This is a genomic window from Pseudonocardia sp. SID8383 (assembly GCF_009864975.1).
In the GTDB taxonomy this organism is placed as follows: domain Bacteria; phylum Actinomycetota; class Actinomycetes; order Mycobacteriales; family Pseudonocardiaceae; genus Pseudonocardia; species Pseudonocardia alni.
Genome location: NZ_WWFY01000995.1, coordinates 1 through 26,694, shown reverse-complemented (window position 1 = coordinate 26,694; position 26,694 = coordinate 1). Strand labels below are relative to the sequence as shown.

The 26,694-nt window shown below is 71.4% G+C and carries 36 protein-coding genes and 2 tRNA genes; 17 read left to right on the top strand and 21 right to left on the bottom strand.

What is annotated here, in order from left to right:
* On the top strand, positions 1–434 hold a 434-nt coding region (locus tag GTW08_RS24080; RefSeq protein WP_161152564.1), incomplete at its 5' end, for an FtsB family cell division protein.
* Positions 435–468: 34 nt separating this feature from the next.
* Positions 469–963, top strand: a complete 495-nt coding sequence (locus GTW08_RS24075; RefSeq protein ID WP_202417619.1) for a DUF501 domain-containing protein — start codon at positions 469–471, stop codon at positions 961–963.
* Here GTW08_RS24075 and GTW08_RS24070 read toward each other — a convergent pair.
* The gene (locus GTW08_RS24070) at positions 960–2,603 is read right to left on the bottom strand and encodes an acyl-CoA dehydrogenase family protein (protein ID WP_073577654.1); all 1,644 of its coding nucleotides are present in this window, start codon (positions 2,601–2,603) and stop codon (positions 960–962) included. The genes GTW08_RS24075 and GTW08_RS24070 overlap by 4 nt on opposite strands.
* Before the next feature lie 86 nt (positions 2,604–2,689).
* Here GTW08_RS24070 and GTW08_RS24065 point away from each other — a divergent pair, with 86 nt between their 5' ends.
* On the top strand, positions 2,690–3,643 hold the full coding sequence (locus GTW08_RS24065) for a Ppx/GppA phosphatase family protein (protein WP_073577800.1): 954 nt from the start codon (positions 2,690–2,692) through the stop codon (positions 3,641–3,643).
* Positions 3,640–4,356, top strand: coding sequence for a uracil-DNA glycosylase (locus GTW08_RS24060; protein ID WP_073577655.1), 717 nt, complete (start codon positions 3,640–3,642; stop codon positions 4,354–4,356). The genes GTW08_RS24065 and GTW08_RS24060 overlap by 4 nt, the downstream gene beginning before the upstream one ends.
* A gap of 205 nt (positions 4,357–4,561) precedes the next feature.
* Here GTW08_RS24060 and GTW08_RS24055 read toward each other — a convergent pair whose 3' ends face one another.
* Complete coding sequence (locus GTW08_RS24055; RefSeq protein ID WP_073577656.1) at positions 4,562–5,380, bottom strand: class I SAM-dependent methyltransferase; 819 nt, start codon at positions 5,378–5,380, stop codon at positions 4,562–4,564.
* 33 nt (positions 5,381–5,413) lie between these two features.
* Between GTW08_RS24055 and GTW08_RS24050 the strand changes: the two genes are divergently transcribed.
* Positions 5,414–5,486: transfer RNA gene (locus GTW08_RS24050), tRNA-Leu, on the top strand.
* 137 nt (positions 5,487–5,623) lie between these two features.
* Here the strand turns inward: GTW08_RS24050 and GTW08_RS24045 are convergent.
* The 8 genes from GTW08_RS24045 to GTW08_RS24010 form a co-directional block, all read right to left on the bottom strand.
* Positions 5,624–6,991 carry a tyrosine-type recombinase/integrase gene (locus tag GTW08_RS24045; RefSeq protein ID WP_202417617.1) on the bottom strand — a complete coding sequence of 456 codons (1,368 nt, stop codon included), beginning with the start codon at positions 6,989–6,991 and terminating at the stop codon, positions 5,624–5,626.
* Positions 6,991–7,179 carry a helix-turn-helix transcriptional regulator gene (locus GTW08_RS24040; RefSeq protein ID WP_130288638.1) on the bottom strand — a complete coding sequence of 63 codons (189 nt, stop codon included), beginning with the start codon at positions 7,177–7,179 and terminating at the stop codon, positions 6,991–6,993. Before GTW08_RS24040 ends, GTW08_RS24045 begins: the two co-directional genes overlap by 1 nt.
* Positions 7,176–8,771, bottom strand: a complete 1,596-nt coding sequence (locus tag GTW08_RS24035) for a replication initiator (RefSeq protein WP_161152567.1) — start codon at positions 8,769–8,771, stop codon at positions 7,176–7,178. The genes GTW08_RS24040 and GTW08_RS24035 overlap by 4 nt, the downstream gene beginning before the upstream one ends.
* A 59-nt stretch (positions 8,772–8,830) precedes the next feature.
* Positions 8,831–10,423 carry an FtsK/SpoIIIE domain-containing protein gene (locus tag GTW08_RS24030; RefSeq protein ID WP_161152566.1) on the bottom strand — a complete coding sequence of 531 codons (1,593 nt, stop codon included), beginning with the start codon at positions 10,421–10,423 and terminating at the stop codon, positions 8,831–8,833.
* Positions 10,424–10,455: 32 nt separating this feature from the next.
* Positions 10,456–10,623, bottom strand: coding sequence for a hypothetical protein (locus tag GTW08_RS24025; RefSeq protein WP_161152563.1), 168 nt, complete (start codon positions 10,621–10,623; stop codon positions 10,456–10,458).
* Positions 10,620–10,964, bottom strand: a complete 345-nt coding sequence (locus tag GTW08_RS24020) for a WhiB family transcriptional regulator (RefSeq protein ID WP_130288639.1) — start codon at positions 10,962–10,964, stop codon at positions 10,620–10,622. The genes GTW08_RS24025 and GTW08_RS24020 overlap by 4 nt, the downstream gene beginning before the upstream one ends.
* The gene (locus tag GTW08_RS24015) at positions 10,961–11,416 is read right to left on the bottom strand and encodes a hypothetical protein (protein ID WP_130288640.1); all 456 of its coding nucleotides are present in this window, start codon (positions 11,414–11,416) and stop codon (positions 10,961–10,963) included. Before GTW08_RS24015 ends, GTW08_RS24020 begins: the two co-directional genes overlap by 4 nt.
* A gap of 120 nt (positions 11,417–11,536) precedes the next feature.
* Positions 11,537–11,959, bottom strand: a complete 423-nt coding sequence (locus GTW08_RS24010) for a plasmid replication, integration and excision activator (protein ID WP_130288641.1) — start codon at positions 11,957–11,959, stop codon at positions 11,537–11,539.
* A gap of 151 nt (positions 11,960–12,110) precedes the next feature.
* On the opposite strand from GTW08_RS24010, the gene GTW08_RS24005 reads away from it, so the two are divergent.
* Together GTW08_RS24005 and GTW08_RS23995 are read left to right on the top strand one after the other, a co-directional pair.
* Positions 12,111–12,731, top strand: coding sequence for a helix-turn-helix transcriptional regulator (locus GTW08_RS24005; RefSeq protein ID WP_202417616.1), 621 nt, complete (start codon positions 12,111–12,113; stop codon positions 12,729–12,731).
* Positions 12,732–13,234: 503 nt separating this feature from the next.
* A complete protein-coding gene (locus tag GTW08_RS23995) occupies positions 13,235–13,858 on the top strand; it encodes a flavodoxin family protein (RefSeq protein WP_337826720.1) in 624 nt (207 codons plus the stop codon).
* A 252-nt stretch (positions 13,859–14,110) separates the two neighbouring features.
* Here the strand turns inward: GTW08_RS23995 and GTW08_RS23990 are convergent, their stop codons facing one another.
* From GTW08_RS23990 to GTW08_RS23980, 3 genes are all read right to left on the bottom strand, one after another.
* Positions 14,111–14,488, bottom strand: coding sequence for a hypothetical protein (locus GTW08_RS23990; protein ID WP_161152561.1), 378 nt, complete (start codon positions 14,486–14,488; stop codon positions 14,111–14,113).
* A gap of 29 nt (positions 14,489–14,517) precedes the next feature.
* A complete protein-coding gene (locus tag GTW08_RS23985; protein ID WP_161152560.1) occupies positions 14,518–14,838 on the bottom strand; it encodes a hypothetical protein in 321 nt (106 codons plus the stop codon).
* A gap of 333 nt (positions 14,839–15,171) precedes the next feature.
* Positions 15,172–16,227, bottom strand: coding sequence for an HPP family protein (locus tag GTW08_RS23980; RefSeq protein ID WP_161152559.1), 1,056 nt, complete (start codon positions 16,225–16,227; stop codon positions 15,172–15,174).
* 467 nt (positions 16,228–16,694) lie between these two features.
* Between GTW08_RS23980 and GTW08_RS23975 the strand changes: the two genes are divergently transcribed.
* The gene (locus GTW08_RS23975) at positions 16,695–17,492 is read left to right on the top strand and encodes an IS5/IS1182 family transposase (RefSeq protein ID WP_073574106.1); all 798 of its coding nucleotides are present in this window, start codon (positions 16,695–16,697) and stop codon (positions 17,490–17,492) included.
* Here GTW08_RS23975 and GTW08_RS23970 read toward each other — a convergent pair whose 3' ends face one another.
* From GTW08_RS23970 to GTW08_RS33070, 3 genes are all read right to left on the bottom strand, one after another.
* Positions 17,493–17,855, bottom strand: coding sequence for a DUF6932 family protein (locus GTW08_RS23970; protein ID WP_161152558.1), 363 nt, complete (start codon positions 17,853–17,855; stop codon positions 17,493–17,495). It abuts the gene before it with no gap.
* Positions 17,856–18,130: 275 nt separating this feature from the next.
* Positions 18,131–18,436: a hypothetical protein gene (locus GTW08_RS23965; RefSeq protein ID WP_130288645.1), complete on the bottom strand. Its 306-nt coding sequence runs from the start codon at positions 18,434–18,436 to the stop codon at positions 18,131–18,133.
* Positions 18,437–18,486: 50 nt separating this feature from the next.
* On the bottom strand, positions 18,487–18,987 hold the full coding sequence (locus GTW08_RS33070) for a VOC family protein (RefSeq protein WP_161152557.1): 501 nt from the start codon (positions 18,985–18,987) through the stop codon (positions 18,487–18,489).
* A gap of 313 nt (positions 18,988–19,300) precedes the next feature.
* Here GTW08_RS33070 and GTW08_RS23955 point away from each other — a divergent pair, with 313 nt between their 5' ends.
* Together GTW08_RS23955 and GTW08_RS23950 are read left to right on the top strand one after the other, a co-directional pair.
* The gene (locus tag GTW08_RS23955; protein WP_130288647.1) at positions 19,301–19,669 is read left to right on the top strand and encodes a hypothetical protein; all 369 of its coding nucleotides are present in this window, start codon (positions 19,301–19,303) and stop codon (positions 19,667–19,669) included.
* A gap of 92 nt (positions 19,670–19,761) precedes the next feature.
* Positions 19,762–19,832, top strand: a tRNA-Leu gene (locus GTW08_RS23950).
* 130 nt (positions 19,833–19,962) lie between these two features.
* Here GTW08_RS23950 and GTW08_RS23945 read toward each other — a convergent pair.
* From GTW08_RS23945 to GTW08_RS33065, 3 genes are all read right to left on the bottom strand, one after another.
* Complete coding sequence (locus GTW08_RS23945; protein WP_161152556.1) at positions 19,963–20,376, bottom strand: hypothetical protein; 414 nt, start codon at positions 20,374–20,376, stop codon at positions 19,963–19,965.
* Positions 20,373–20,639, bottom strand: coding sequence for a hypothetical protein (locus GTW08_RS23940; RefSeq protein ID WP_161152555.1), 267 nt, complete (start codon positions 20,637–20,639; stop codon positions 20,373–20,375). The genes GTW08_RS23945 and GTW08_RS23940 overlap by 4 nt, the downstream gene beginning before the upstream one ends.
* 117 nt (positions 20,640–20,756) lie before the next feature.
* Positions 20,757–21,509, bottom strand: coding sequence for an ANTAR domain-containing protein (locus tag GTW08_RS33065; RefSeq protein WP_073577658.1), 753 nt, complete (start codon positions 21,507–21,509; stop codon positions 20,757–20,759).
* Between the two features lie 403 nt (positions 21,510–21,912).
* Between GTW08_RS33065 and GTW08_RS23930 the strand changes: the two genes are divergently transcribed.
* The 5 genes from GTW08_RS23930 (at position 21,913) to GTW08_RS23915 (ending at position 24,588) form a co-directional block, all read left to right on the top strand.
* On the top strand, positions 21,913–22,125 hold the full coding sequence (locus tag GTW08_RS23930; RefSeq protein WP_139282974.1) for a hypothetical protein: 213 nt from the start codon (positions 21,913–21,915) through the stop codon (positions 22,123–22,125).
* A gap of 531 nt (positions 22,126–22,656) precedes the next feature.
* Positions 22,657–22,872 (top strand): hypothetical protein, encoded by a 216-nt coding sequence (locus tag GTW08_RS23925; protein WP_308292865.1) that lies wholly within the window; start codon positions 22,657–22,659, stop codon positions 22,870–22,872.
* A complete protein-coding gene (locus GTW08_RS33060; RefSeq protein WP_308292866.1) occupies positions 22,836–22,955 on the top strand; it encodes a DUF1905 domain-containing protein in 120 nt (39 codons plus the stop codon). Before GTW08_RS23925 ends, GTW08_RS33060 begins: the two co-directional genes overlap by 37 nt.
* 434 nt (positions 22,956–23,389) lie before the next feature.
* Positions 23,390–24,028: a dihydrofolate reductase family protein gene (locus GTW08_RS23920; RefSeq protein ID WP_073577660.1), complete on the top strand. Its 639-nt coding sequence runs from the start codon at positions 23,390–23,392 to the stop codon at positions 24,026–24,028.
* 5 nt (positions 24,029–24,033) lie between these two features.
* Positions 24,034–24,588 (top strand): dihydrofolate reductase family protein, encoded by a 555-nt coding sequence (locus tag GTW08_RS23915; RefSeq protein WP_073577661.1) that lies wholly within the window; start codon positions 24,034–24,036, stop codon positions 24,586–24,588.
* Between the two features lie 15 nt (positions 24,589–24,603).
* Here GTW08_RS23915 and GTW08_RS23910 read toward each other — a convergent pair whose 3' ends face one another.
* On the bottom strand, positions 24,604–25,059 hold the full coding sequence (locus tag GTW08_RS23910) for a GNAT family N-acetyltransferase (RefSeq protein WP_073577662.1): 456 nt from the start codon (positions 25,057–25,059) through the stop codon (positions 24,604–24,606).
* 122 nt (positions 25,060–25,181) lie between these two features.
* Here GTW08_RS23910 and GTW08_RS32585 point away from each other — a divergent pair, with 122 nt between their 5' ends.
* Complete coding sequence (locus tag GTW08_RS32585; protein ID WP_255497743.1) at positions 25,182–25,310, top strand: hypothetical protein; 129 nt, start codon at positions 25,182–25,184, stop codon at positions 25,308–25,310.
* A 106-nt stretch (positions 25,311–25,416) separates the two neighbouring features.
* On the top strand, positions 25,417–26,226 hold the full coding sequence (locus GTW08_RS23905) for an alpha/beta fold hydrolase (protein ID WP_073577663.1): 810 nt from the start codon (positions 25,417–25,419) through the stop codon (positions 26,224–26,226).
* Between the two features lie 3 nt (positions 26,227–26,229).
* Here the strand turns inward: GTW08_RS23905 and GTW08_RS23900 are convergent, their stop codons facing one another.
* On the bottom strand, positions 26,230–26,514 hold the full coding sequence (locus GTW08_RS23900; RefSeq protein WP_073577664.1) for a putative quinol monooxygenase: 285 nt from the start codon (positions 26,512–26,514) through the stop codon (positions 26,230–26,232).
* Positions 26,515–26,694: the final 180 nt, after the last annotated feature.

Below are 26,694 nucleotides of genomic sequence, written 5' to 3'. Positions count from 1 at the left end.
CCCGGCCCCGTCTGACCCGCGCCCGGTCCCGCGCCGGCGAGGTCGTCGCCCGCACCACCGGGCTGCTGGGCCTGTCGTCGACGAAGCGGGCCGCGATCCTGGCCATCGTGGTCTGCGCGCTCGCACTGACCGTCGCGGTGCCGCTGCACAACTTCGTCGCCCAGCGCCAGGAGCTGGCCGACGTCTCCGACCGGCAGCAGGCGCTGGAGGCCGACGTCGCGCGGCTGTCCTCCGACCGCGCCCGGCTCTCGGATCCGGCCGAGGTCGAGGCGCAGGCCCGGTCCCGGCTCGGGATGGTCCAGCCGGGGGAGACCCCCTACGTCGTGCAGTTCCCGGCCCCGCCGGCGCCGGTCGTCGAGGACGGCCAGGCCGAGCCCGGCGTGCCCTGGTTCCACACCCTGTGGAACGACGTCACGGGCGACCCGCGACGATGACGGTGTGAGCAGCACTCGTTCCCGTCCGCCCGGTCTGGAGCCGGGCCCGGTCGCCCAGGCCGACCTCGACGCCGTCGCCGACCAGCTCGGTCGCGCCCCGCGCGGGGTCCTCGCGGTCGCCTACCGTTGCCCGTCCGGGCACCCGGCGGTCGTGCAGACCGCGCCGCGGCTGCCCGACGGCACCCCGTTCCCGACGCTGTACTACCTGACCTGCGCCCGGCTGGCGTCGCGGATCGGGACCCTCGAGGCCGAGGGCCGGATGCGGGAGATGGAGGAGCGGCTGGCCGTCGACGACGAGCTGGCCGGCGCCTACCGCCGCGCCCACGAGACCTATCTCGCCGAGCGCGACGCCATCGAGCCGCTCGCCACGCACCCCGACGTCACGGCCGGGGGGATGCCGGACCGGGTCAAGTGCCTGCACGTGCACGTCGCGCACGCCCTCGCCGCCGGGTCCGGGGTGAACCCGTTCGGCGACGAGGCCCTCGACGAGATCGGGGAGTGGTGGCGGTCCGGGCCGCCCTGCCTCTAGATCCCCGGCGTCGCCCGCTCCAGCAGCACCCCGACGCTGTCCTTGCCCGGCCGCGTCCCGGCCGTGCGCAGCGGCCCGTCGGCGTCGAGCCGGGTCGCGAGGAAGACGTCCGCGACGGCCGTCGGGGCGTGGCGGACCACCAGCGACCCCTGCAGTGCCAGCGCGGCCAGCTCCGCGAGACGGCGGGCCCGGCGCTCCTCCGGTGCGGCCAGCTCGGCGCGCAGCGCGGTGACCGTCGCGTCCAGCCGCGGGTCGGCTCCCGCCGCGAGGTCGATCTCGCCGAGAAGTGCCTCGACGGCGTGCGGCTCGCGGGCGATGGCGCGCAGCGCGTCGAGCGCGGTGACGTTGCCCGAGCCCTCCCAGATCGAGTTCAGCGGCGCCTCCCGGTAGAGCCGGGGCAGGTCGGACTCCTCGACGTAGCCGTTGCCGCCCAGGCACTCCAGCGCCTCGGCGACGACGGTCGAGGTCCGCTTGCACACCAGGTACTTCGACACCGGCAGGGCCAGGCGCAGCAGCGCCGTCTCACCCCGGTCGACCGCACCGGCCAGCCGCAGCGCCAGGACGGTCGCGGCCTCGGTCTCGACGGCGAGCTCGGCGAGGACCTCGCGCATCAGTGGCTGGTCGGCCAGCCGCGCCCCGAACGCCGACCGATGGGCGACGTGGTGCGCCGCCTCGGTGACCGCGGCCCGCGCAGTCGCCGCGGAGCCCAGCACACAGTCGAGCCGGGTCATCGAGACCATCTCGATGATCGTCCGGACGCCGCGGCCCTCGTCGCCGACCCGCCAGCCGACCGCGCCCGCGTACTCGATCTCCGACGACGCGTTGGACCGGTTGCCGAGCTTGTCCTTGAGCCGCTGCAGCCGGATCGCGTTGCGCGTGCCGTCGGGCAGCACCCGGGGCAGGACCAGGCAGGTCAGCCCGCCGGGGGCCTGGGCGAGGGTGAGGAACAGGTCGTTCATCGGGGCGCTGGTGAACCACTTGTGGCCGGTGAGGCGGTAGCTGCCGTCGGGCTGAGGGGTGGCGACGGTGGTGCCGGCGCGGACGTCGGAGCCGCCCTGCTTCTCGGTCATCGACATGCCCGCGAGGAGGCCGTCCTTGCCGGCCGGGACGGCGAGGCCGGGCATGTAGCGGCGGGCGGTCAGGCCGGGCTCGTAGGCGGCGGCGAGCTCGGGCGCGTGCCGCAGTGCGGGTACCGACGCGTAGGTCATCGAGATCGGGCACAGGTGACCCTGCTCGACCTGCGAGGTGAGGTAGAAGCCCGCCGCGCGGGTGACGTGCGCGCCGGTCCCGGGCTCCTCCGCCCACGGAGCGGCGGCGAGGCCGTGTCCGACGCTGGTGCGCATCAGCTCGTGCCAGGACGGGTGGAACGTGACCTCGTCGACGCGGTGCCCTGTGCGGTCGTGCGTGCGCAGCTCCGGCTCGCAGGCGTTCGCGGAGCGGGCGTGCTCGCGGTGCTCCGCGGTCCCGACGGCCGCGGCCACCGACTCCAGCGCCGCCGCGTCCCCGCCCTCCCGCGCGAGCGCCTCGACGACGGCCGGGTCCGCGGAGAGCAGGTCGCCGTCCGAGCGCGGCGGGACCTGGTTGAGGACCTCGTGGGTGCCGAGGTCGGACACCGGGGCCGGGGTGTGCGTCGTCGCCATTACCGGAGGGTAACCCGGACGGGCGGCTCCACCGGCCGATCCCGACTACGGTGAGGCCCGACGGTCGCCGAGAGCAGGGAGTGCCGATGTCGCGGGTCGCCGCCATCGACTGCGGAACTAATTCGATCCGGCTGCTGGTCGCCGACGTCACCGAGGCGTTCGACGGGCAGAAGGGGCTGCGTGACCTGCACCGCGAGATGCGGATCGTGCGGCTGGGCAAGGGCGTCGACGCGACCGGCCGGCTCGACCCGGAGGCGCTGGAGCGGACCCGGGTGGCGCTGGTCGACTACGCCGTCGCCGCCCGCCGTAAGGGAGCCGAGCGGATCCGGATGGTCGCGACGTCGGCGACCCGGGACGCGTCGAACCGCGAGGACTTCTTCGCGATGGTCCGCGACACCCTGGGCGTCGAGGCGGAGATCATCTCCGGCGACGAGGAGGCGCGGCTGTCGTTCGTCGGCGCCGTCGGCGACCTCGACCCCGACGACGGCCCGTTCGTGGTGACCGACGTCGGCGGCGGGTCCACCGAGGTCGTCGTGGGGGAGCTGCGCGACGGGGCCGCCGTGGTGACCGCGGCGAAGTCGGTCGACATGGGGTCGGTGCGGCTGACCGAGCGCTGCCTGCCCTCGGACCCGCCGTCGGACGCCGAGATCGACTCCGCGCGTGCGGTCGCCGCCGAGGTGCTGGCCGAGGCGTTCGCATCGGTGCCGGTCGAGACCGCGACGACCTGGGTCGGGGTGGCCGGGACGATCACCTCGCTGTCCGGGATCGCCCAGGAGCTGCCCGCCTACGACCGCGAGCAGGTGCACGGCTCGACGCTGACCCGCGAGGACCTGCACCGGGTCGCGGACCTGCTGATCCGGTCGTCGCGGTCGGAGCGGGAGAAGCACGGTTCGCTGCACCCGGGCCGCGTCGACGTCATCGGTGCCGGGGCGCTGGTCGTGCAGGCCCTGGCCGACGAGCTGCATGCGCGCGCCGGGATCGACCGGGTCGTCGTCTCCGAGCACGACATCCTCGACGGGATCGCGCGATCGATCGCATGAACCTGGCGGTCCTGGACCAGCGGATCTCCGAGTGCCGGGCCTGTCCGCGGCTGGTCGAGTGGCGCGAAAAGGTGGCCCGGGAGAAGCGGGCCGCGTTCCGCGACGAGACCTACTGGGGACGCCCGGTGCCCGGCTTCGGTCCACCCGACGCGAGGATGCTGATCGTCGGGCTGGCTCCCGCCGCGCACGGCGCCAACCGGACCGGGCGCATGTTCACCGGCGACCGCAGCGGCGACGTGCTCTACGCCGCGCTGTACGCCGTCGGACTGGCCTCGCAGCCGACCGCCTCGCACATCGGCGACGGCCTGGAGCTCCACGGGGTCCGGATCACCGCGCCCGTGCACTGCGCGCCGCCGGCGAACAAGCCGACCCCGGCCGAGCGCGACGCCTGCCGGAACTGGCTGGAGCAGGAGCTCGACCTGCTCGCGCCGACGGTCCGCGGGGTCATGGTGCTCGGCGGCTTCGGGTGGCAGGCGCTGCTGCCGGTGCTCGCCGGGGCGGGGTGGACGGTCCCGCGGCCGGCCCCGAAGTTCGGGCACGGGGCGTCGGTGACGCTGGCCCCGGCCGGGCCCGACCGGGAGCCGCTGGAGCTGTTCGGCTGCTACCACGTGAGCCAGCAGAACACCTTCACCGGACGGCTGACCCCGGCCATGGTCGAGCAGGTCCTGGCGGATACCGCGCGCGCCGCGGGATTGTCGCCGATCCGACGATGAACATCCTCGCCGCTGCTCGGGGGGCTCTTCCGGGGTGGCTGTGCTCTGCTCACCTCCACGCAACACCCTCCGCCGCGACGCCCCCGCCTGTCCGGTCGCCTCGCGTCCCCCGCGCCGCAGACGTCGCCGAGATGCAGCTCAGCGGGGTTCCGGTACGGGTCGTCGCCCGCTGAGCTGCATCTCGGCGACGTCCCGGTCCCGCGGCTCAGCCGGTGGTGAAGCGGTGCAGGCGCATCGCGTCCTGCATGGCGGGGACGTGCCCGGCCGCCGACAACAGCGGGCGCAGCCACACCCGCGGCTCACGCAGGGACACCTCGTCGTAGATCGAGATGTCGTCGCGCTCGGTCAGCGACGGGTGCCGGTGCGCGAACTCCGCGGGATTCCACGACCACCGGAACTCGGTACCGACGGCGCGGAACGTCGGCGTCCAGCGCGAGGCACGCACCGTCCACGGAGCGATGGCGTCGAACGCCAGCGTCGCCGCGGGTGTTCCGGACACGACCCGGTCGACGGTGGCGTGCACGGCATCGGCCGGGACGTACATGAAGAGCCCCTCGGCGACGACGAGTGTCGGCAGCGTCGGGTCGACGGCGGACCACCAGTCGTCGTCGGTGACGGAGCCGGGGACCTGCTCGATGCTGTCGGGGAGGTCGTAGAGACGGCGTCGGACCTCCATCACCTCGGGCTGGTCGACGTCGACCCAGCGGCACGTCGACGGCACCCCGACCCGCAACGGCCTGCTGTCCAGCCCGCAGCCCAGGTGCAGGACCTGCCCGGCGGGCTCGGTGGAGAGGAACTCCCGTGTCCAGCCGTCGAGGATCGCGGCGCGGCACACGATGGTCGAGACGTCGCCGGTGAACTGCCAGAGGCCGTGGACATCGTGCTCGATGCGGTCCCAGACGGGCTCCGCCCACGGGTCGCCCAGGATCGGGCGGCGGGACCGGGCGTCCAGGCGTCGCATGTAGAGGGTCATCAGCAGGGTCGCCGCGGCGCCCCGGAGGTCGACCTTCTCGGTGCTCGGCATGAGTCCTTCCCGCCCTGGCTACGCTGTCGCGGCGCCCCCGTAGCCCAACGGCAGAGGCAGGCCCCTTAAAAGGGTCCCAGTGTCGGTTCGAGTCCGACCGGGGGCACCCCCCTTCCACGTCGAGAATACCCCTCTGACCAGCGATTACACCCGACGAAGCCGAGATGATGTTGTCCGGTCGTACCCGGCCCTGACCGGTGCTCGGCGGGTGGCTGTACCGAATACGTACCGAAGTTCCGTCGCTCACGGGGTAGCCCCAAGGGCGTCGGCGATCCGCTGCCGGGCGGCGTCCTCCTGGCCGACGATGCACTTCGCGTAGATCTGGTGCAGGACGGCGACGCTGTGCCCGGCCCACTCGGCGACCTGGGTCGAGGGCACGCCCGCGTTGAGCCATGTCGACACCGCGGCGTGGCGGAGGTCGTAGGGGCGTCGGGCGAGCGGCGAAGCGGCCTCCGACTCGGTGAGAGCGCTCGCGCGAGCTTTCCGCCATACCCGGCAGTAGGTGCCCTCCGGGAGATCACCACCGCGGACACCGCGGAACAGCCGGCCATCCGGCGTCGTGCCGTGCTCGGCGAGATGCGCCCGCAGCAGAGCGGTGAGCGGAGGGGGAGACGGGACCGAGCGGGTCTCACCGCGGGCCCGGTGCTTCAACTCCCGCTCCTCGCGGCGCCGGCCGTTGTCGGTCCAGGAAGCGCCGGCCTCCGGGGTAGAGCCGGTCAGCAGCAGCTCGCCCCAGCCTTCAGCTGGAAGTTGGAGGTCAGCGGCGCGGAGTGTCACAGCCTCGCCCGGCCTGAGGGCGGCGTAGTAGAGCAGGCCGAAGAAGGCGACCAGGCCCGGGCCGCTCGGCTTCTGACTGCCCACGGCGGACAGCAGGGCGCGGGCCTGAACGGTGTTGACGACGGCTCGCTTGTCCACCGTCTTCACCGTGCGCGGGATCTTCCACGCAATCGCGGTCACCGGGTTGCGGGTCAGGAGCCGACGCTCCACCGCGTACTCGCCGAGGTTGACCACGACGCCACGTTGCCGAGCGATCGAGGCCGGGGCTGCACGGCCGCCGTCGCCACGCACCGTCAATGCGTCCAGGACAGCGCGTACGACGGCCGGTTCGGCCAGGTCACCCACCTCACGGGTGTTCCGTTCCAGCCATGCCAACGCACGCGCAATCGGCTCTGGCGGCGCGGCATTCGTGCTGGCCCGGACGTTGAACGCCCACGCGGTCAAAGCCTTGCGCAACGTGGCGTCGTCCGGCCGGCCTCGCTCACTCGTGATCAGCGCGAAAGTGGCGTTGGTGAGCGCCCGCGCCGTGTTGCGCCGCGAGTTCGGAGCCAGGTGCGGCCACTTCATCGCTGCGTAGTCCCGGGCGAACGCGAGCCACCCGACGCGCCGTTCGGAGCGATCCATCGACATCGGACGGCCGGTGTCCAGTGAGAACGCCTCGCCACGCCGCGCAGCAACCAGCAGCTCGGACCGGAAAGCATCAGCCAGAGCCGCGGTCTTGTACGGGACTCGCCAGCGTCGCCCAGCAACCGACCACTTCACTGTGTGCGTCGTGGTCCGTGCGCCCGAGTACACCTCGACCTTCCAGATCCGCACGTCGTAGGAGGTCTCCATCAGGCTGCCTCCTCGTGCGCATCGAGCCAGCGCTCCAACTCCGCACGACGGACCCGCAGGTCACCGTTGGGGAGCTTGATGCACCGCGGGGCCCGGTTCTTCGCCCGCCACTCGTAGAACGTTGACCGCGAGATCCTGAGTTCTGCGCACACCTGCATGACCGTCAGCCGCTCCGTCGTCTTCGTCATGCCGCTGCTCCCTCAGTTGCCGAACGGTCGGGTGGGGCGTCGCTTGTCGCCAGGACGGCGGCGTCGTAGTCCGCGCGCCATCGGCTCCGTTGGTTGATCGCATGGAGCAGCAGCACCGTGCGAGGAGGCACGTCCGAGTCCCCGGGCTTGGTCGTCTCCCAGGTGAACGGGCCGTCGTCGACGGCGTAGGCGGGCTGCACCCCTGCCCGGTCGAGCAGTTGCCGAACGAACGCCGTCCGCTCCGCGCGGTGGTCCGAGAGCGACTTGTTGGACCACTTCCGTGAGACCAGTACCCGGCGTCCGGCGATGCCGAGGTGCTCGGGCTTGTGCGCTTTGCCCTTGCACTGCCCTGGCGTCGTCCCGGGTCGGGCGCCCTTGGGCTCGATGCCATAGAGCAGCCAGATCGGGCAGCGCGGCGAGCACGGCGTGATGGCCAGCTCGGCGGCCAGGCGGCGGGCGTGCTCCCGCTGGCGAGACGTCGCGGACTCGTCGAGGCCGGCGGCCTGCCCGACGGACTTGGTGAGGTACTTGGTCAGGTAGCCGATGTGCCGTCCAGCCTCCTCAGAACCGCCGAGGATGCCCTTGACGTGGACCTGCGGCCCGAACACCACTGTGTGTGCCGGAGCCGCGAGCGCGTCCGGGTCGGTGGCCTCGTCCCAGGTGGGCAGCGGCTCGCGAGTCTCGGGGTCGACGAACGCCTTGTGGTGGTGGTCCCAGCGCGGGAGCCGGTCCCCGCTGTAGACGATCTCGTCGTGGTGCGGCCACCACACCTGGTGGTAGGTCGCAGCCGTGATCGCCCGCAGCTCGGTGCGGGGGATGGTGCCGCGGATGGCGGCGTGGAAGTGCGGTGCCCCGCGCTTCTGCGGCTCGACGGTCCCGAAGTACTGCACGTCCCAGCCCACACACCGGCGGGTGTTCTGCCAGAACCGGTCCAGCAGCTTCGGGAAGTGGATCGCGTCGCGGGCGGCGCGGCGGTAGTCGTAGGTGTCCGGGTCGAGCGCGGCGCCGTGCTTGTCCACCCGCCCATACGTGTCGAGGGTCAGGGTGAGGAACGTGGAGGGGCGGTACTTCCCTCCGAACACCCGTCCGAGGGTGCGGTTCTCGACCGGGCGGCGGGGCAGGTTCGGTGCGTCCTGCCGTCGGCGGGTGGAGCGGCGCACGGTCTGGGGTGTCGGGTCGAGCGGGGCCAGGCGGCCGCGGACCCCGAGTGCGCGCAGCTCCTGGTCGACCTCGGCGACGGTCTCGCGGATCTCCTCGCACTCGGCGTCGTCGCCCTTGGCGCGGGCGTCGGTGTAGGCGGCGTGCAGGTCCGCCCGGACCGTCATCAGCTCTTTCTGCGCGGCGGTGGGGTCGGCGGGTTTGACGATGGGTTCGTCTTCGAGGTGCCAGCCCTCGCGGCACTGGACCATGCGCAGGCGTCGGGCCTTCTCCGCGCAGGGGCGGCACTGGTCCTCCCGCGTGGACCCGCACGGGACGGGGACGACGTCGACCCGCCCGCTGCTCTGGTCGATGCGGCGCATGGCCAGCGGCCGGATGCAGACGCCGTGGTCCTCGGCGAGCTGCGTCGCGACCTCGTTCGAGAGCGCGAGCATGGCCTTCTGTGCGCGGGTGAGCTTCTCCTGGTCGATCGGCTCGGTGCCGGTCGCGGCGTTCACGCGGCACCTCCGGCGGGTAGTGCGGGTGTGCCGGGGCGGAACGGCAGCACCGGCGCGGGGCGGCGGGCCGGGTCGGGCGAGGGGGCGGTGACGAACCGTTCTAGGGCCTTGATCGCGTCATCCGGAACCCACGCGGCGCGCACGCGCAGGGGCTCGCGGACGCCTTCCCCGAACAGGTAGCCGACACCGGGTTCGGACTCGCCGATGCGGTTCGCCCACGCACCCCGGTCGTACGCCTGATCGCCCAGGACCATCCCGACGTGGCTCTTGGAGGCCACGCGAAGGCAGATGCGGCGCGGGAACAACTCCCGCACCGGGACAGTGTCCTTGGTCGGCTCCTGCACGTAACCGCGGACGGTGAACCCCAGCGCCCGGCCCTGGGTGGTCAGCAGCGCGATGCGTTCGGTGATGGCCTCGCGGGTCTTGCGGGCGCCGACGTAGCGGAGCAGGGCGCCGATCTCGTCGAACTCCACGATCTCCAACGGAGTCTCGGTCGTGATCGGGACGAGGCGGGTGGTTCCGGCGTGCTCGCGCTTGCGCGCTTCCATCTGCTCGACCAGGTCGTCGAGCAGGGCCAGGGCGTCCTTGCTGGTGACGGCGTAGCGGTGGAACACGTCGCGGCCGTAGGCCAGTTCCATGCCCTTCGGGTCGATGCCATTGACCCGGACCAGGCCGTCGCGGATGGCCGGGGCGATCGACAGCAGGGGCGTCCACATCAGGGAGCCCTTGCCTGCCCCGGTGGCGCCGCCGATCAGGGTGTGGCTACCGCGGATCGACTGCCGCCACGGTGTGCCGTACTCGGTAGCTCCGGACAGCACCCGGTCCAGGTCGATCGCGTCCCCGGGGAGGCCGGCCATGGCGTCGAGGTCGGGTGCGGTGACGACGGCGTCGAGGAGGTTGCGGCGCTGGTAGTCGATCGACACCACGTTCGGGCTCAGTTCGCGGACCTGGCAGCGGTTCACCCCGCGAGCCACCGCGAGGGCGCGGGCGGCAGTGTCGAAGTCCTCCGGGGTCTGCCCGGCGACCAGACGGACCTTGACCTCGTCCCACGAGGGTCCGGAGCGGACCGAGAGGATGCGGGGGAGCTGGTCGCGGCGCGGTCGCTCCCGGGGGGCGGTGGCGGTGCGGCGCAGCGGGTTGACCTGGATGACCGTGGCCCCGCCGCGGTCGGGGACCGTGAGGCCGACCGAGCGCAGCCAGCGCGGCATCCGGGGTGCGTAGACGAGCCAGCGCTGCCACCAGGAGCGCAGGTGACGTCCGGCCCAGTGGTCGAACGAGGGCAGCGACGTGACCCGCCACACCCCGAGCACGACCGTCACGGCGGTGAGGGTGAGTAGCAGCGACAGCCAGCCCCACCACCAGCACCACGCCGATACCACGGCAACTGTCGTAGTGGTGCGCCAGTGCCGGACCGCCCACACGACCGCGAGGACGAGGCCCTTGGCGGCGAACCAGAGGGCGAGGAACACGACCGCGGCGGTGGCGAGGGCTTCCAGGACCTTCGCGAGGTAATGGCCGATCTTGTAGAGCAGGTAGACGGTGACCGCGGCCAGGGCGCCGCCGACGGTGAGGATCTGGTTGACCGACAGCGGCACATCGGCCGGTGAGGCAGCAGCGGTGATCACTTTCGGCCTCCCTTGCCACGGGCGGTGCGGACGGTGGACAGCGGGACCAGTGCGAGCTGGTCGAGGTGATCGGCGCACCGGCGGCGACGTGGGTCGGGGCGCTCGTGGAGCGGTGTCCGGCAGACCTCGCACCGGGTCGGGCGGGTCGGCTTGGTGGCGTTCATGCGACGTCACCTCCGGCGGCCGGGGTGGTGGTGATGGTGAGCCCGGCGCGGTGCAGAGTCCGGCGCTCGCCGGGGGTGGTACCGCCGGTGATGCCGTAGCGCCGGGCCGGGTCCTCCGTGGCGAGCGCGTCGGCGAGGCAGGCGGCGCGGACCGGGCAGCCCCGGCACACCCGACGTGGTGTCTCGACCGAGGCCGCGCGGTCGTCGACGGGGAAGAACAGCTCGGTGTCCAGCCCGGCGCACGCGGCGTCATCCCGCCAGCGGACATCGGTCGTTGCGGCGGTGGGGTCGGTGATCGGGACCAGCCGCAGCACCGGCCGGCCCTGGCTCGGGGCGCTCATCGGGCCACCGCCGAGGTGTCCGGGAGCCCGGGGGCGGCGGGGTCGGTGAGGCCGAGGTCGGCCCAGTTGGACATGGCCCCGGCGACGTCGGAGGTGGGTCGGCCGTCGGCGAGGGCCTGCCAGTCGTCGGCGGTGTCGGTCCAGTAGCGGGCCTGGCGCTCGTTCTCCATGACCGCGGTGACGACGGCCTGGACGTAGACGACCGGCGCGTAGTTGGTGGCCGTGTCGCGCTGCAGAATGGCCCACCAGCGGGCCCGGCGGGTGTGGAGCTCGGCGAGCCGACGGGCCCGGGCGGCGTGGGCGAGCAGGTCCCCGGCCGAGGGTCGGGCGGTGTCGCGGATCGCGCGGCTGGTGCGGCGGAGGCCGGCTTCGACGAGACGGGCCACCGGCACGACCTGGGCGTCGGTGGGGTCGGTCGTGGTGTGGGCATGACGGGGTAGGGAGGTGTGCATCTACGCTCGGTGTCCTTCCGAGTCTTAGTGCCTGGCAGGGCTACGAGGGGCGAGGAAGATCGGAGGGGAGCCCGCTACGGACGGGCTTCCCTCCACCTGACGCGGTGGGTGAGTGGCAGCTCAGGCCGCGTCCTGGTTCTTGCCCGGGGCCGGGCGCTGGTGGCCGGGGGCGCGCATCCCGGCGGCGCGGAAGCTGTAGGCGACGCGGGGCCGGCCTCCGGTCTCCTGCACGTACGGGGTGACGGTGAGGCCGTCGAACTCGACCGGGCGGAACGGCAGCCCTGCGGCGGCCTCGGGCGGGACCGGCTGGTGCGGTGCCGCGATCTTCACCGTGACCGTCTTGTCGGTGCGGCGGGCCTCGGGGTCGGCGTCGAGGACCGAGACCGACCACACCGGCAGCCCGGTCTCCTTGTCGGTCTGCTGGACCGGGCGGCCGGGGGAGGACTTGTCGAAGTCCCGGACCGGCTCGACCTCGGACACCACGAACGCGCCGTGGGGGAACACGTCGCCCATCGCGACGGGGAACTTGTTCTTGATCGCCATGACTGGCGCCCTCCTCGGGTTGCTCGGCGACACGGTCGGGTGTGCCGAGGTCAGACCGACGGAGCGGACTTGCCCGCCCCTGTTGCGGACTAACAAGTCCTACAGTGAGGCGAACTAGTCCGGTTGTCAAGGACTAGGAAGTCCTACGACGATGGGGTGCGTGGAAATGGGCGAAGTGATCCGGAGGCGTCGAGCGGATCTCGGCATGTCGCAGGCCGACCTGGCGCGGGTGGCCGGCATCGACACCCGGCAGATTCGTCGCTACGAGGCGGGGGAGCAGCAGCCGCTGCTGTCGGTCGCGTTGACCATCGCCGACGCCCTCGGGGTGTCGGTGAGCGAGCTGGCCGGCCGCGCGCCCGGGCGCGTCTCGCTGAGTGGAGACTGGTGGGCGTCATGGCAGACGACCCGCGACGGCGTCGAGAAGGTCGCCACGCAGCCTGTGCGCATGCGTCAGGAGGGCGACCTCGTGCACATTGCCGCAACTCAGCGTGGACTCAGTCAGGCAGAGGGTGGCTATTTGTGGTCAGGCGAGCTGCGCCTCTGGGACAACCAGATTCTCACCGGCTGGTACGCGGCGGCTGACGGGGCTGTTCGGTCGAAGGGCACGATGTTTCTGGCCATGCACCCTCACGGAATCGAGTTTACCGGTCGATGGGTGGGGCTCGGCTACGACGACAATATTATGACCGGTTGGGCAACCATGGGTAAGACTGCTAAAGATTCTGAGCGGGCGATGTCTGAGCTTGTGGCAGTGCGAGGCGGCATCGCATGATCACCGGCGGGCAGATTGAGTTGTGCGAAGTCGTTGTCACCGCGCCTGACCCGGAATGGCTGTACGAATTCGCCAGATCTCTCGTGGCTGATCGACTGGCATCTAATGCACACAATTTTGAGCCAGTGCGATCTGCGTACCGGTGGGACGGTGAGTTGCGCGAACGCACCGAGGGGCGTGTGGCGCTGCATACGAGACGGTCGCTTGTTGCGAGGATAGTAGAGCGCGCCGAGAAAGATCACCCTTATATGGTGCCGAGCGTGAGTGCTCGTCCCATTTATGACGGTAACCCGCGTTATCTTGAGTGGATTGCGGCGGAGACCCGGCAGGGCTGATCAGATCCTTCTCTCCTCTAAAACGGAGTCGGCGGAGAGACGTTCTTGCAGCTCTTGCTTGACTCCGACCGGTTGCGAGCTACTCCTCATCCCGCAGGTCGCCTTGCTCTCCCTTGACCTCGATCTCCTCGAGAGTGTAAGCCCGTTTTGTCGCCATTGAACTTCCTCGTGCGACCTTCTCGTGTACCGCAAAACGCGCTGCAACTACTAGTGTGCAGCCTCAAGCCCGGCCCGCAGGCCTCAAGCAGCGAGGTGATGGCCCGACAGGTGCTCGACGCCATGGCCGATCACGGTGTCGCCGGCGACACGCTGCGGGTCGCCGACTACGACGTGAAGCCCGGCACCGCGGCCGACATGGGCGAGGGTGACCAGTGGCCGCAGATCCGCAGCCGGATCTATGACGCGGACATCCTGGTGTTCGCGACCCCGACCTGGGTCGGGCACCCGTCGAGCGTGGCACAGCGGGTCCTGGAGCGGCTCGACGCGGAGCTGTCCGAAACCGACGACCAGGGGCGACCCGAACTGTTCGGCAAGGTCGCGGTCGTCGCTGTGGTCGGCAACGAGGACGGCGCACACAAGATCGTCGCCGACTCGTTCCAGGCACTCAACGACATGGGGTTCACCATCCCCGCAGGCGGAGCGACCTACTGGAACTCCGAAGCGATGAACCCGGTCGACTACAAGGATCTCGACCAGACCCCGGAACCGGTCGCGGCGACGACCGCGACGCTGGGCCGCAACGCCGCCCACCTGGCCCGGGTGCTCGGCGCCCAGCAGTACCCGGCCTCCTGAGACCGAGCCCCCTTCAGGGATGTCCAGTTTGCGCTGCGCGGTAGTTGCCGGGCCGGGGCGTCAGCGGCAGGGCACGACGATGCGCTACTACCGCGCGGTGAACAGCCTGCAGCACAGCGCCGTGCACGGCCTACCGGCGGGCCCGCCGCGACTGGATGGGCGCTGTGCAGTAGCGGCCAGTTGATCTGAGGGTCGGCCTGGCGGTCGGCGTGATGCACAGGGCCAGGGTCAGTGACGCTGGCCGTTCCCGTCTCAGAGCAGGTCTACCTCGAGCGACGGGTCGACGCGACGCAGTCGCTCTGGGTCCGTGGACAGCGCCGGCCATCCCCGCTCCCGGCACAAGGCGGCTACGGACGCTGCCAGCGGGTCGTACACCGAGGCTGCGGAGGTCTCGTCGAGCAGACGGGCTGCCTCGGCGGGGGAGTCGGTCAGGACGACATAGGGCGCGGCGAGCAGCAGGTCAACCTCGGCGACGAGGCCCGGCCGCAGACAGAGGGCCTCGTCACGAGCGAAACGCGGAACGACGAACGTGAGCCCCAGTTCCCAGGCCAGGGCGTACCAGGTAGCCATGCCCAGATGCCCGTTGGCGTAGGCGTCGAGCGCGCTCGCGTCGAGGACCTTCCCGCTCACAGTGTTCGCGGTAAGCGCAGGTTGAGTGCTCAGGACACGTCCGCCACGGGGTAATGCGCTCGGATGTGATCCTCGCCCGGCCACTCACGGCCGGCGGTGGCGTAGATGCGCCGGTAATGCTCCAAGGTCGGAGCGCCGAACCGGGTGGCGTGGTCGCGCACGACCTGGTCGTGGCGAGAGTCGCGCCGCTCAGGACGCAGCTCTCCCGGCCCGGCCGCGGCGATCGGAACGATGTCGGCGACGGCGTGGCCCTGACGGACGACGCGAACTCGTGAACCTTTCGACGCACGCTCGATCGCGGCCGCGACCCCATCCGGATCGTCGGGCGACACTTCGAACGCCTCGCTCACAGGAGACATCGTAGCGCTACCACCACAAGCTGAGGGCATCCTGCGCAGCCGCGGCACCGAGAAGGACACCTGCGCGGTCGTCCTGCAGGGCTGCAGCCCCTCGACCGTCGCACTCCGTGACGGCTATCTGATCGAGACGCGGCGGTACCACAACGGCTCGGCGTCTCGCGCCGCATCTGGGACTGTGGCGCTCGGGGATGCGCAGTGATGACACGTGAAGACGGGCTGGATGCCGGGTCGCGACCGCCCCACATCAGGCGGAAACCTGCTTCGCACTTACCGAACGAGTGGCGAGCCGCCGATGTGCGCGGACGCCGCGCATCTCGAGGCTTGTCACGCCGAATCGGCCAGGATGCGGCACAGCGCGATGAGCAGGTCGGTCTGGGTGACCATGCCGCGCAGGCGGTTCCGCTCGTCGACGATGACGACGGCGTGCGTGCGTCCGTCGGTCAGGATGCGGCTCAGCGCTGCGAGGGGCGTGTCCGCCGAGGCCGTCGACGGTAGTGAGGCCATCGAGCCGACGGTGCCCGCGGGGTGCGCGAGCTCGCGGAGCCCGAGAGTGCCGACGACGGCGCCGTCGTCGTCGAGCACCGGCACCGTCCGGACGTCGTGCTCGAGCAACAGGTCCCGCGCCGTCGTCGGATCGTCGCCCGACCGGACCGAGACGGTGTCGCGCGACATCACGTCCGCGGCGACGAGGTCGCCGTGCTGCCGGACGAGCGCCTGGGTCTCGACCTCGCGCAGCAGCAGACCGATGTCGTCGCGGTCGATGTCGAACGTCTCGCCGATCTCGGCCAGCGCCCGGTCCACGTCGTCGGCCCGGAAGCAGCTGCGGCGATCGGCCCGGTCGGACGGCGCCGTCCGGTGTGGGTAGGGGTGCCGCGACAGGCGGTGGAACAGCCACCCCATCGCGACCAGGACGACCGAGTTCACCCCGACCGGGAACAGGGCGAACAGCGGGCCCGCTCCGGTGATCACGCTGCCGCCGATGACGGCCGTCAGGGCTGCGGCCCCTCCGGGTGGGTGCAGGCAGCGCAACAGCGACATCGTCGCGATCGCCACGGCGACGGCCAGCCCCGCCTGGGCGAGGACGTCGGGTACGGCCAGCCGCGCCCCGACCCCGATGAGTGTCGAGACGACGTTGCCCGCGATGACCGGCCAGGGCTGCGCGAGCGGGCTCGACGGCACCGCGAACACCAGGACCGCCGACGCCCCGACCGGTGCGACGATGAACGGCAACGCCGCGCCCGGCCCGACGACGAGCGCCCCGATGGCACCGGCGACCGAGATGGCCGCGAGCGCCCCGGCACAGGCGAACAGCCGGTCGGACAACCGGGCACCGGCGAGGATCGGGCGGAACTGCGGGAGTCGGCGCGAGAGAGCCGCCACGCGCGTCCTCCAGGAACTCTCGACCCGTCGATTCCGGCAGCTCGTGGCGCCGGTCGGGACGTTACGGGCAGATGTCGTTCCAAGTCATCCCGTACCTCGTCCAAGGGCTGGGCAGGAGTGGCCTCTCCAGGCAGGCAGGGCATGACCGTCTGACCAGGCAGGATCGTGAGCGGCGATGCAGGCTGACGATCTCCGACGGGAGTCGGCTCCACGTTGCCGCCTACCCGTCAGGCCGCGTTCCGATCGCCCAACCAGTGTCCACTCGAGCCGGCAGCTGAACGGTTCAGATGCGGGCGGTCATCATGCCGCCCACGACTGCTTCGCCAATGACCCGGCACCATTGAGCCTTTGCCAACCTGATGGACGAGCAGGTCAGCTGGCGTGCGGCGTGGCGTGACCTCGAAAGGGTGAAGCTCCTGGTAGGCGGGCGATTGCCTAGATCAATCCGCCTGACCAGGAGCTTCAGAGTGTTGTCTTACCCGTCCGGGATGACCGTGTCCAGCCGCGCGCTCGGCCTGCTCGCCGACGCGCTGCGCGCGCACCGCAACCAGCGGGCTACACGCTGGCGCAAGCTCTCCGCCGGCCGCCAGGCCCTGCTGGTGGTGGCCTATCTGCGCAAGGGCGAGACCTATGCCGACCTGGCCTGCGGGTTCGAGATCGGCACGTCAACGGTCTACCGCTACGTGCGCGAAGCGCTCGCCCTGCTCGCGGCGATGGCCCCGACGCTGGAGCAGGCGATCGAGGTCGCCTCACGCAAGGCGTTCGTGATCGTCGACGGCAGCCTGCTGCGGATCGACCGGGTCGGCATGGCGTCCGGCCGAGACCGCCCCTACTACAGCGGCAAGCACAAGGCCCACGGGCTGAACGTGCAGGTCATCGCCGACCCGGTCGGCAGGCTGGTGTGGATCTCCCCGCCGCTGCCTGGCGCGCGGCACGACATGGGAGCCGCCCGCGACCACGGGATCATCGAGGCGCTGACCGCGCATGAGATCCCCGCGGTCGCCGACACCGCCTACCAAGGCGCCGGTCCGATGGTGGCCGTGCCGCAGCGGCGTCGGCGCATCGACCCGGACACCGGGCGCTACCGGCGCCTGTCGCGCAACCAGAGGGAGGTCAACGCCGCACACGCCCGCCGACGCGGGCCGGGTGAGCGGGTCAACGCCGAGCTGAAGAACTGGAAGGTTCTGCGCAAGATCAGATCCTGCCCGGCCCGGGCCGCCGAGCTCGTCGCCGCAGTTCAGACCCTCATGATCGCCAACGGATGATCAGGTTGGCAAAGGCTCATTCCGAAGAACGTGGGTTGCGTCCAGCCACGCTGCTGGGCTCAGGCCGGTGGCCTCGCGGCTGGCGGCGGAACGATCACCGTCGATCAGGACAACGACGTCGATGTCGTTCGGGTGCTCCCGGGCGGTCACGAAGGAGCCGTTGATCCACGCCGCGTAGATCGGTATGCCTGCTGCCTGGAGCTCAAACAGGCGAGACGAGGCGAGACTCAGTAGCGACCGTCGATGATCTGTCGTCCCGAACGTGCGTTCGACTTCCTGCCAGGTCGCTGGCCACGGCTCCTCGGACCACGGCAGGACGAACTGCTGCTCGTCGTCTTCGCTCACGACCAGCTCAGGCAGCACGCCCGCGCCTTTCCAACACGTCCACGGATATGGAGTCGTGCACGAGCGGTGTCTTGTTAGCCACGGGCAGCGATCGGGTTCTCCGTGCCCAGTAGTGACGCACCTCACCGGACGTGCCGAATCCGCCTCTAGGGGATCAAGGCGCCGCCTCCGGCGGCGCGGGGCCGGCCACGCCGGCCCCGCCGCTTCGCTCACTACACCTCCGGCCCGTTCGCGGCGTCGGGTCCGGCTACCCGGCCCCACTGCCACGGGACGAACGCCTATCCCGGAGGCATTCAGCGAGCCACAGCACGGCTCAGGTCGTCCAGCGACGGTGCTCCAGCCATCCCAGCTGCGGATCGGTAGACCCGGCACGACAGACCCGCTCCGGGCGAGACCTGCTCGGCGAACGGATCGGCGCCATCGATCACGACCGTCGGGGAACCCGCGAACGCCGGGATCGAGCCCACCGTGTCCTCGGTGACGATGCGGACCGCGATCGGAGTGTCCTCATGTCCGGCGTCGTCGAGGGCCTGGCGCAGACGCTCGAAGGTCGGGCGCTCGTTCGGGCAGTCCGTCACGACCAGAAGCTCAACGCGCATCTCTACATGGTGCCCGGCGCGGGTAGCGACACTCCCGGGCCAGCAGCGGTTCAATCGTTGCGGCCCATCCGGATCAGGTTCCCGCTCGGGTCCTTCACACTGAACTCGATCATTCCCCACGGTTCGACCACGACGTCGCTAACCGGCAGGCCCTGCGCCTTCAGGCGGGCGTGCCAGTCGTGGGGATCGGGAATGTGGATGTAGACCGCCGCGGCGTTGTGCTCCGGGTCGAGCTCGGCCCGCAGATCCAGATGCAGCACCTCCGCGTCGCCGAACATGACGAACGCGTACTCCGGGCTGTACTCCTCGACCTGTAGGCCCGCACGGGTCCAGAACTCCCGGGCTGCCGGCATGTCGTGCACCGGGAAGATCGGCGTGATCGATGGGCGGTTCGCCAGCCGACCGGCCATGCCGTGCACACAGCCGCCACACACCGCGATCTCGGGGTGATGGCTCAGCCGCGCCACCTCGTCCGGAGGCTTCGGAGCGCCGCAACACCCGCACGTCACCGTGGTCTCCTGCGACACGTTGGTCATGTCGGCCCCCTTCACGAGTCCGCCGAGCGTAGCGGGCAGACGGGCATATCCGGCACGGCCTCACAAGATTGTCGCCCTCGAAGAGATGGTGGGCGCTGCCCACACCCGACACCGCTTCGGAGATCAGGGGGAGTGTGGCGTGGGTGGTGATCTCCTCACGGCGCGCCGAGACGGCAGCCAGCCCGAGGGGCGGGGCACAAGGCGGGACTGAGTACCTTGCACCCCGCCCCTCGGCCCGGCAGGGGCAAGCCCGCGCCGCGAGGAGATCACCACCAGGCAGGGGAGTGGGGTAGCGAACCCCGCGCGACCACCCGCTAGCTTGGCGTCGATGGCACCAGATCTGCCCGACTTTAAGAAGATCAATGCTGCTGTCGAAGCCGCGGGACAGGTTCGTGGACGACACTTCACCGAGTGGGTCCCACACCTTGACGAGCTGCGGAAGCAGCGACGAGACGACGAGTCACTGACTCTGCTGCTGGAGATCATCGCTGCCGCTGAACGGGCCGCCGCGATTAAGACCATGGACCCTCCGCCTGGGTACACGAAGCGAGCCGCCGTCATCTACCGGCGCCAACGCGACCACCTCGCAGAGGTCGCGATTCTCGAGCGATACCTCCGAGCGTGTCCACCTGGTCGAGGCGATACCACTGTGTCCGAGCGCCTCGCCAAGGCAAAACAACTCGCCGACACGGCGTAGCCGTCACCCGCACCGTTCGTCGATCCCCGTGCCGAATACGTGCTGAAGTTTGTGACCGGACCGACCGGGCGACGGAACTATTGCAGGTCAGGGCCATCGAACAGGGTGCGCAGGGCCTCCCCTTAAAAGGGTCCCGGTGTCGGTTCGAGTCCGACCGGGGGCACCCCGCTTCGACGTCGAGAATACCCCTCTGACCAGTCGTTACACCCGCCACGACCACGATGAAGTTGTCCGGCGCGCGCTGGTGCTGACCGGGGTTCACCGGGTGCCTGCGCTGAACAGGCGCTGAAAACTCAGGCACCGGAACCGTCCCCGAGCGCCGCTGCGATCCGCTCCCGTGCCGCGTCCTCCTGGCCGACGATGCACTTCGGGTAGATCTGATGCAGGACCCCGACGCTGTGTCCGGCCCACTCGGCGACCTGGGTCGACGGCACACCGGCGTTGAGCCACGTCGAGACCGCGGCGTGGCGGAGGTCGTAGGGGCGTCGGGCGAGAGGTGAGGCGGCATCCTCGGGGGTCAGAGCGCTCGCGCGGGCCTTCCGCCAGACACGGCAGTACGTGCCCTCCGGGAGATCGCCGCCGCGGACACCGCGGAACAGCCGGCCGTCCGGCGTCGTGCCGTGCTCAGCGAGGTGCGCCCGTCGTAGTGCCGTGAGTGGTGGTGGTGAGGGGACCGAGCGGGTCTCACCGCGGGCCCGGTACTTCAACTCCCGCTCCTCGCGGCGCCGGCGTTGTCGGTCCAGGAAGCGCCGGCCTCCGGGGTGGAGCCGGTCAGCAGCAGCTCGCCCCAGCCATCGTCGGGCAACCGGAGGTCAGCCGCCCGCAACGTCACGGCCTCACCCGGCCGCAGCGCGGCGTAGTAGAGCAGGCAGGGGAAGGCGACGAGCCCGGGACCACTGGGCCTCTGGGTTCCGGCAGCCGAGAGCAGCGCCCGGGCCTGCGCAGCGTTGACGACGACCCGCTTGTCCACCGACTTCACCGTGCGCGGGATCGTCCATGCGATCGCCGTGACCGGGTTCCGGGTCAGGAGACGACACTCGTCACGGCGCCGCCTGGCGGCGGCGCGGGGCCGGCAGCGCCGGCCCCGCTACCGTGCCAAGTCGGAGCCAGATCCCGATCGCGCCTGCGGCACCGTCATCGCCCGTGCTTCCGCCTCACGACAGAGAACCTCGGCCACGTCGCAGAGCTTCATGTTGACGTCCTGGGAGGACCGCACCAGCAGTCGGAAAGCGCTGTCATCGGTCAAGCGAAACCGCTCGATCAGGATTCCCTTGGCCCGCCCGATGACGTCGCGGCTCGTCAAAGCCTTCACGAGGTGCTCGGCGCGCTGCGCGCCGTACACCGCTACCGCGGCTTGTGTGACGAACGCGGCCATGATGGTGCGCGAGCGGTCGTCGCTGAACGCCCCGACCTCGTCCGACCACACCGTCATCGCACCGATCGGATGTTCCTCAGGGGCCATGGCGTGGCACAGGACGCTGCGCATCCCCGCACTGGCGGCGGCTGGGGCGAAGACCGGCCACCGATCGCCGGCCTCCGTGAAGTCGTCGATGACGACCTCACTCAGGGAACCGGCCGCGATGGCATCGATGCACGGCCCGTGTCCGCAGTCCACCATGACCCGGGCCAACTCCGGGATGCGCTTGTCGGTGGCTGCGAGGCAGTGCAACCCCGACCGGTCCTGAGTGGTCAGCGCAGCCCATTTGGCGTGGGGTACCGCTCGCACCAGGTCATCGCAGATCCGGGTGTACTGCTGGTCTGTGTCCTGGTCAGCCCCCGGCTCGCTGAGGAGCCGCTCCGCTTGCGCCTGAAGGACCGAGTGCAGTTCTTGTGTCTCCACGAAGATCAGTGCCTCCTCGCTGCTCGCGAACCGTCGGACTCACTCTGGCCTGATAGACCGTGCCATAACGCAGCTTGGAGAGTCAGTCTCCCGGCGCTGGTCAGACACCTTCGAGGGCTTGTACGACAAGGCCCCCGGGCTCCGCCCGGACCCGACACCGCTCGGAGATCAAGGGAGTGCGGCAGAACTGGGTGATCTCCTCACGGCGCGCCGAGCCTGGCAGGGGGGAACCCGCGCCGCGAGGAGATCACCAGGAGGCCGGGCGGGTGGGGGAGACACCCCCGTCGGTGCAGCGCACGGACGCTACGCGGACGCGGGACTCGGCCCGCTCATCGTCGTCGTCTCGGCCGTTGTGACGAGACACAGCTACTCGACGATCGGCCCCTTCGACGTCGTCTGTGCGGTGATCGCCGTCGCGGCCCTCGTCGTGTGGGTCGGCTTCGATGCGGCTCCCACCGCGGTGATCTTCGCCGTCGGAGCCGATGCGGCGGCGCTGCCCACGATCCGGAAAGCCTGGCATGACCCCGACTCGGAGAACCTGCTGTTCTACGTGCTCGTCGGGATCGTCTTCACGAGGCGACGCTCCGCACTTGTCCGTGCCCACCATCGGCCCTAGCGCCATCGACATGCCCGTGCCGAATACGTGGTGAAGTTCGGCGACGCAGCCGACCGGAATCGCTATCTGCCCAGGTCGGTGTGGTGGCGGTGTCGGCACCCCGGCTCCCCCTTAGAAAGGTCCCGGTGTCGCTTCGAGTCCGACCCGGGGGCACCCCGCTTCCACATCCCGACTACCCCTCTGGCCAGCGCTGACGCCTGACGGAACCGAGACGATGTCGTCCGGTCGTAGCCGGTCCTGACCGGTGCGGCGGTACCGCCCGGGTTCGAAGTCCAGCCGCGATCACGGGTGCACGATCCGCGGATCCGGAGCCGCAGGCTCTCGGAGCGAACCGGCTGCTCGGCCTTCTGCTGTGCGAGGAGAAGCAACGGCGAGCATCGCGACCCGTGAACCGCCCCACCATGTTGCGGAGGAGCGCAACACGCTGTCCGTGCTTGCGGTCGCCAGGGGCACACGCACGATCCCGGGCGGCGGTGGTGCTGTCGTCCAGGTCGGGCAGACCCGCGGACAGCCACCCGACAAGGAGACCCGATGAGCGATCCCGTCGCCTCCCACGCCCTCGACCACACGTTCACCGCCACGCTCGAGAAGAGCGATGCGCCGGGCGGGTGGGTCTACCTGCGCACCGACTGGTCGGCCGAGTTCTTCGCCACCCGCGGCCCGGTCAAGGTCCGGGCACGATCGACGGCCATCCGTTCCAGAGCTCTTTCATGGCGCTCGGCGACGGGACGCACAAGCTGCCCGTGACCGCGGCGGTGCGGACGACGATCGGCAAGCAGGCCGGGGACGCCGTCACCGTCCACCTCGACGAGCGTCCGGGCCGTCGGTGACCTCCGTACGCGCCACCGTCGGAGCCGTACCGGCCGCGATCCACCCCGGGGACCGGCTCGTGACGCTCGTCGTCACCCGGATCGTCGCGATCGGCTCCTGAGCAACCGGCAGGGTCACGGGCTCTGCGCGGGCTCGTCGATGCCTGCACTCGCGACGGTCCGGGACCGGCCGGCCCCACCGGTCCGGCGTCAACGGGGTGAGCCGCTCGTCCGAGGACGCGGTGCTGCCCGGCCGGTCCGGCCACGACGGTGTCCACGATGCTCTCCGTCTCGGTCATCCGGGCGTCGGCCCGTGCCGGACCGCGCCCCGCCTCGACGACGAGCCGGTCCCGGACGACGCCGGCCAGCAGCCGGACCCGCGTCGACCGATGAGTTCCGCCGCCCCCGGCGGTCCACCGTCGCGACGCGGTCCGCGCGTTCACCGAGGAGGCCCCATGCCCCGCACCCGGGTGCACAATCTGTTCATCTCGCTCGACGGTTACGCCGCCGGCGACCACGTGACCCTCGACGCCCCGATCGGCGACGCCGGACGGCTCTTCGCCGGGTTCGACGGGCGGTTCATCCACGGGATCGGCGGGGTGGACGCCCCCGTCACCCTGGACCGCGCCCTGACCAGCACGTGGGCCCAGGGCATCGGCGCCGAGATCATGGGGCGGCGCAAGTTCGGCTCGCAGACCGGCCCCTGGACCGACGACGGCTGGCAGGGCTGGTGGGACGACGAGCCCCCGTTCCACACCCCGGTGTTCGTCATGACCCACCACCCGCGGCCGCCGATCGAGTTCGCGAACGGGACGAGCTTCCACTTCGTCGACGGGTCGGCGCAGGAGGTGCTGACGGTCGCGCAGAAGGCCGCGGGCGACCTGGACGTGCGACTCGGTGGGGGACCCTCGACGATCCGGCAGTTCCTCGACGCCGACCTGGTCGACGTCATGCACGTGGTGATCCTGCCGATCGTGCTGGGGCGTGGGCTGTCCCCGTGGGAGGGGCTGAACGGAGTCGAGGACCGGTTCACGGTCGAGTCGGTCGCCTCGCCGAGTGGGCGCATCCACCAGTTCTGGAACCGGAAGGTCTGACGCCCGTGGGTTTCCTCAGCTACTCCATGAGCATGTCCCTCGACGGCTTCGTCGAGGACCCCACCGGCAGCATCGCCTTCGGCGACCCCGACGAGGAGGTGCACCGCCTGTCCAACGACCAGACCCGGGCGACATCGGTGTTCCTGTTCGGCCGCAACCTCTACGACATCATGGAGGACTTCTGGACCGCCCCCGAGCGGGCGGACGGCCACCCGGTGGAGGCGGAGTTCGCGCACCTCTACACCGCGATCCCCCGGGTGGTGTTCTCCGACTCGCTGACCTCCGTCGCGCCCGGGTGCCGTCTCGTCCGCCGCGCCGACGCCCCGGAGGAGGTGGCCCGGCTGAAGGAGGAGACCGACGGCGAGCTGGCCGTGGGCGGGCCCGGGCTGGCCGCGTCGCTGCTGGACCTGATCGACGAGTTCCGCCCGCGGGTGGTGCCGGTCGTCCTCGGCGGCGGGAAGCGGTACCTGCCGCTCGGGGCGGACCTGCGGCTGCGCCTGGTCGAGCAACGCGTGTTCGACGGCGGGACCGTGCACCTGCGCTACCACCGCGTCCGCTGACCAGGGCCGGACGCCTCAGGCCGGAGCGAGGCGTTTGGTGAAGAAGACCCTGCGGTAGCCGTCCTGCTCGGCGCGGTGGGTCTCGACGTAGCCCTGGTGCGAGTAGTAGCCGAGGTTTTCCGTCATCGCCTCGTTGGTGTAGAGCTCGATCCGGTCGTGGCCGCGGCGCCGCGCCTCATCCTCGGCGAAGGCGAGCAGCCGTGCGCCCACGCCCCGCCCCTGCGCCGACGGGTCGACCGCCACGTTGTCGAGCAGGAGCCGGCCGTCGCCGTCGAGCAGGACGAGGAGGCCGACGACCCGGCCGTCGTCCTCGGCGACCCACATCGTCGCCTCGCGCACCGCGGCCGCGTAGTCCGCGCCGACCGGCGCGGGCGGACGGCCGATCCGGGCGGTGTAGTGCCCGTACGCCTGCCGGGCGAGCTCGGCCGAGACGTCGACGTCGTCCTGACCGGCCGGTCGGATGGTCACCATCGGCGCAGACTAGCGACGGTCACGGACCCGGTACGCCGGTTTCCGCGGTCCGGTCGCGGCACCGGACGGGGCGTCCCGGGGACTCCTACCGTTCTCGTCGCCGCCCCCCCCGGGAGCCGTCCGTGGTCGCCCAGGCGGGAGCCGTGTTCGCGGCCACCAACGTCGACGACCTCCTCGTCCTGGCGCTGTTCTTCGCCCGGGGCGCCGACGGGCGCCGGCTCGCGACGACCGTCGACGGGAGCGCGCCCTGACCCGGACGCCGGAGATCCGCACCCGGACCGGTTGGCGACAGGATCCTGATGTCACGTAGATCATCCTCAGTGTGTCCGCAACGGACGGACGACGGAGGGCGCGACGATGCGGATCCCGGTGCACGGCACGACCCTGGCCTGCGACGAGTACGGCAGCGGCACGCCGCTCGTGCTCGTCCACGGGACAGGGGCGCAGGCGTCGTCCTGGGGCGGGACGGTGCACGACCTCGCCGCGGGCGGCCACCGGGTGCTCGCCTACGACCGTCGCGGCTACGGCCGCTCGGCCCACCCGCCGGTGCGCGACTACCGCGTGCACGTCGCCGACCTGGCCGCGGTGATCGACCACGTCGGCGCGCCCGCGCACGTGCTCGGGTGGAGCTCCGGTGGCAACACCGCGCTCGCCTGCGCGGTGGAGCGGCCCGAGCTGTTCCGGTCGCTGGTGGTCGTCGAGGCGCCGTGGCACGGGCTGCGCGGGGCCTCGCCGTCGCTGCTCGCGGCGCTCGCCCGGGCCAAGGCCGACCAGGTCCGCGGCCGCCGACGGGAGGCCGCGGCGACGTTCCTCCGCTGGGCGGCCCGCTGGGCCGACGGCGGCAACGGCTTCGACCCGCTCCCGCCCGAGGCGAAGGGGGAGCTGTACGCGAACGCGCCGAGCGTCCTCGCCGAGCTGGGCGTTCACCCCTACGGGCTGATGATGGAGCACGTCCCGACCGCGCGGCTCGCCCGGATCCCGGTCCCGGTGACCTGGCTGCTCGGCGGGCGGAGCATCGGGTGGTACGCCGACCTGCACCGCCGCGTCGCCGCCGTCGTCCCCGGGCTGCACACCGAGACCGTCGACGGCGCCGGGCACCTCGTGCACGTCGAGCAGCCGGAGGCGTTCGCGAAGGCCGCGCTCGCCGGGGTCGCCCGCGGCGCGTGAGCGTCAGGCGTAGCCGACCGAGGAGATGGCGTAGCGCCGCACGTCCGCGCCCAGGATCCGGGCCGCGGTGTTCCCGTCCGGTCCGGAGCCGCGGAACGCGAGCAGCTCCTCCTCCGAGGCCCAGCGCTCGACGACGTTCACCCGCGCCGGGTCCAGGGTGTTCGCGGTCAGGGCGAAGTCCGGGCAGCCCGGGGCCGAGCGCGCGAGCGCGACCGCCCGCGTCCCCTCGGGGACGAGGGCGTCTCGGTCGGCAGGGTCGGTGAGCAGGTGGCCCGCAACGATCGGCATGCAGGAGGGACCGCCGCGCGGCTCCGCACTCATCGGTCGCGCAGCGCGTCGTCCAGTGCGGTGGTCAGCGCGGCGACGCGGCTGCGGCCGGCCGCCGCGCGCGGGTAGCGGCACAGGACGTCGACCAGCTCCGGTGTCGCGCGCCGCCGGGCACGGTCGAGCTGCGCGTCGCCGCTGCGG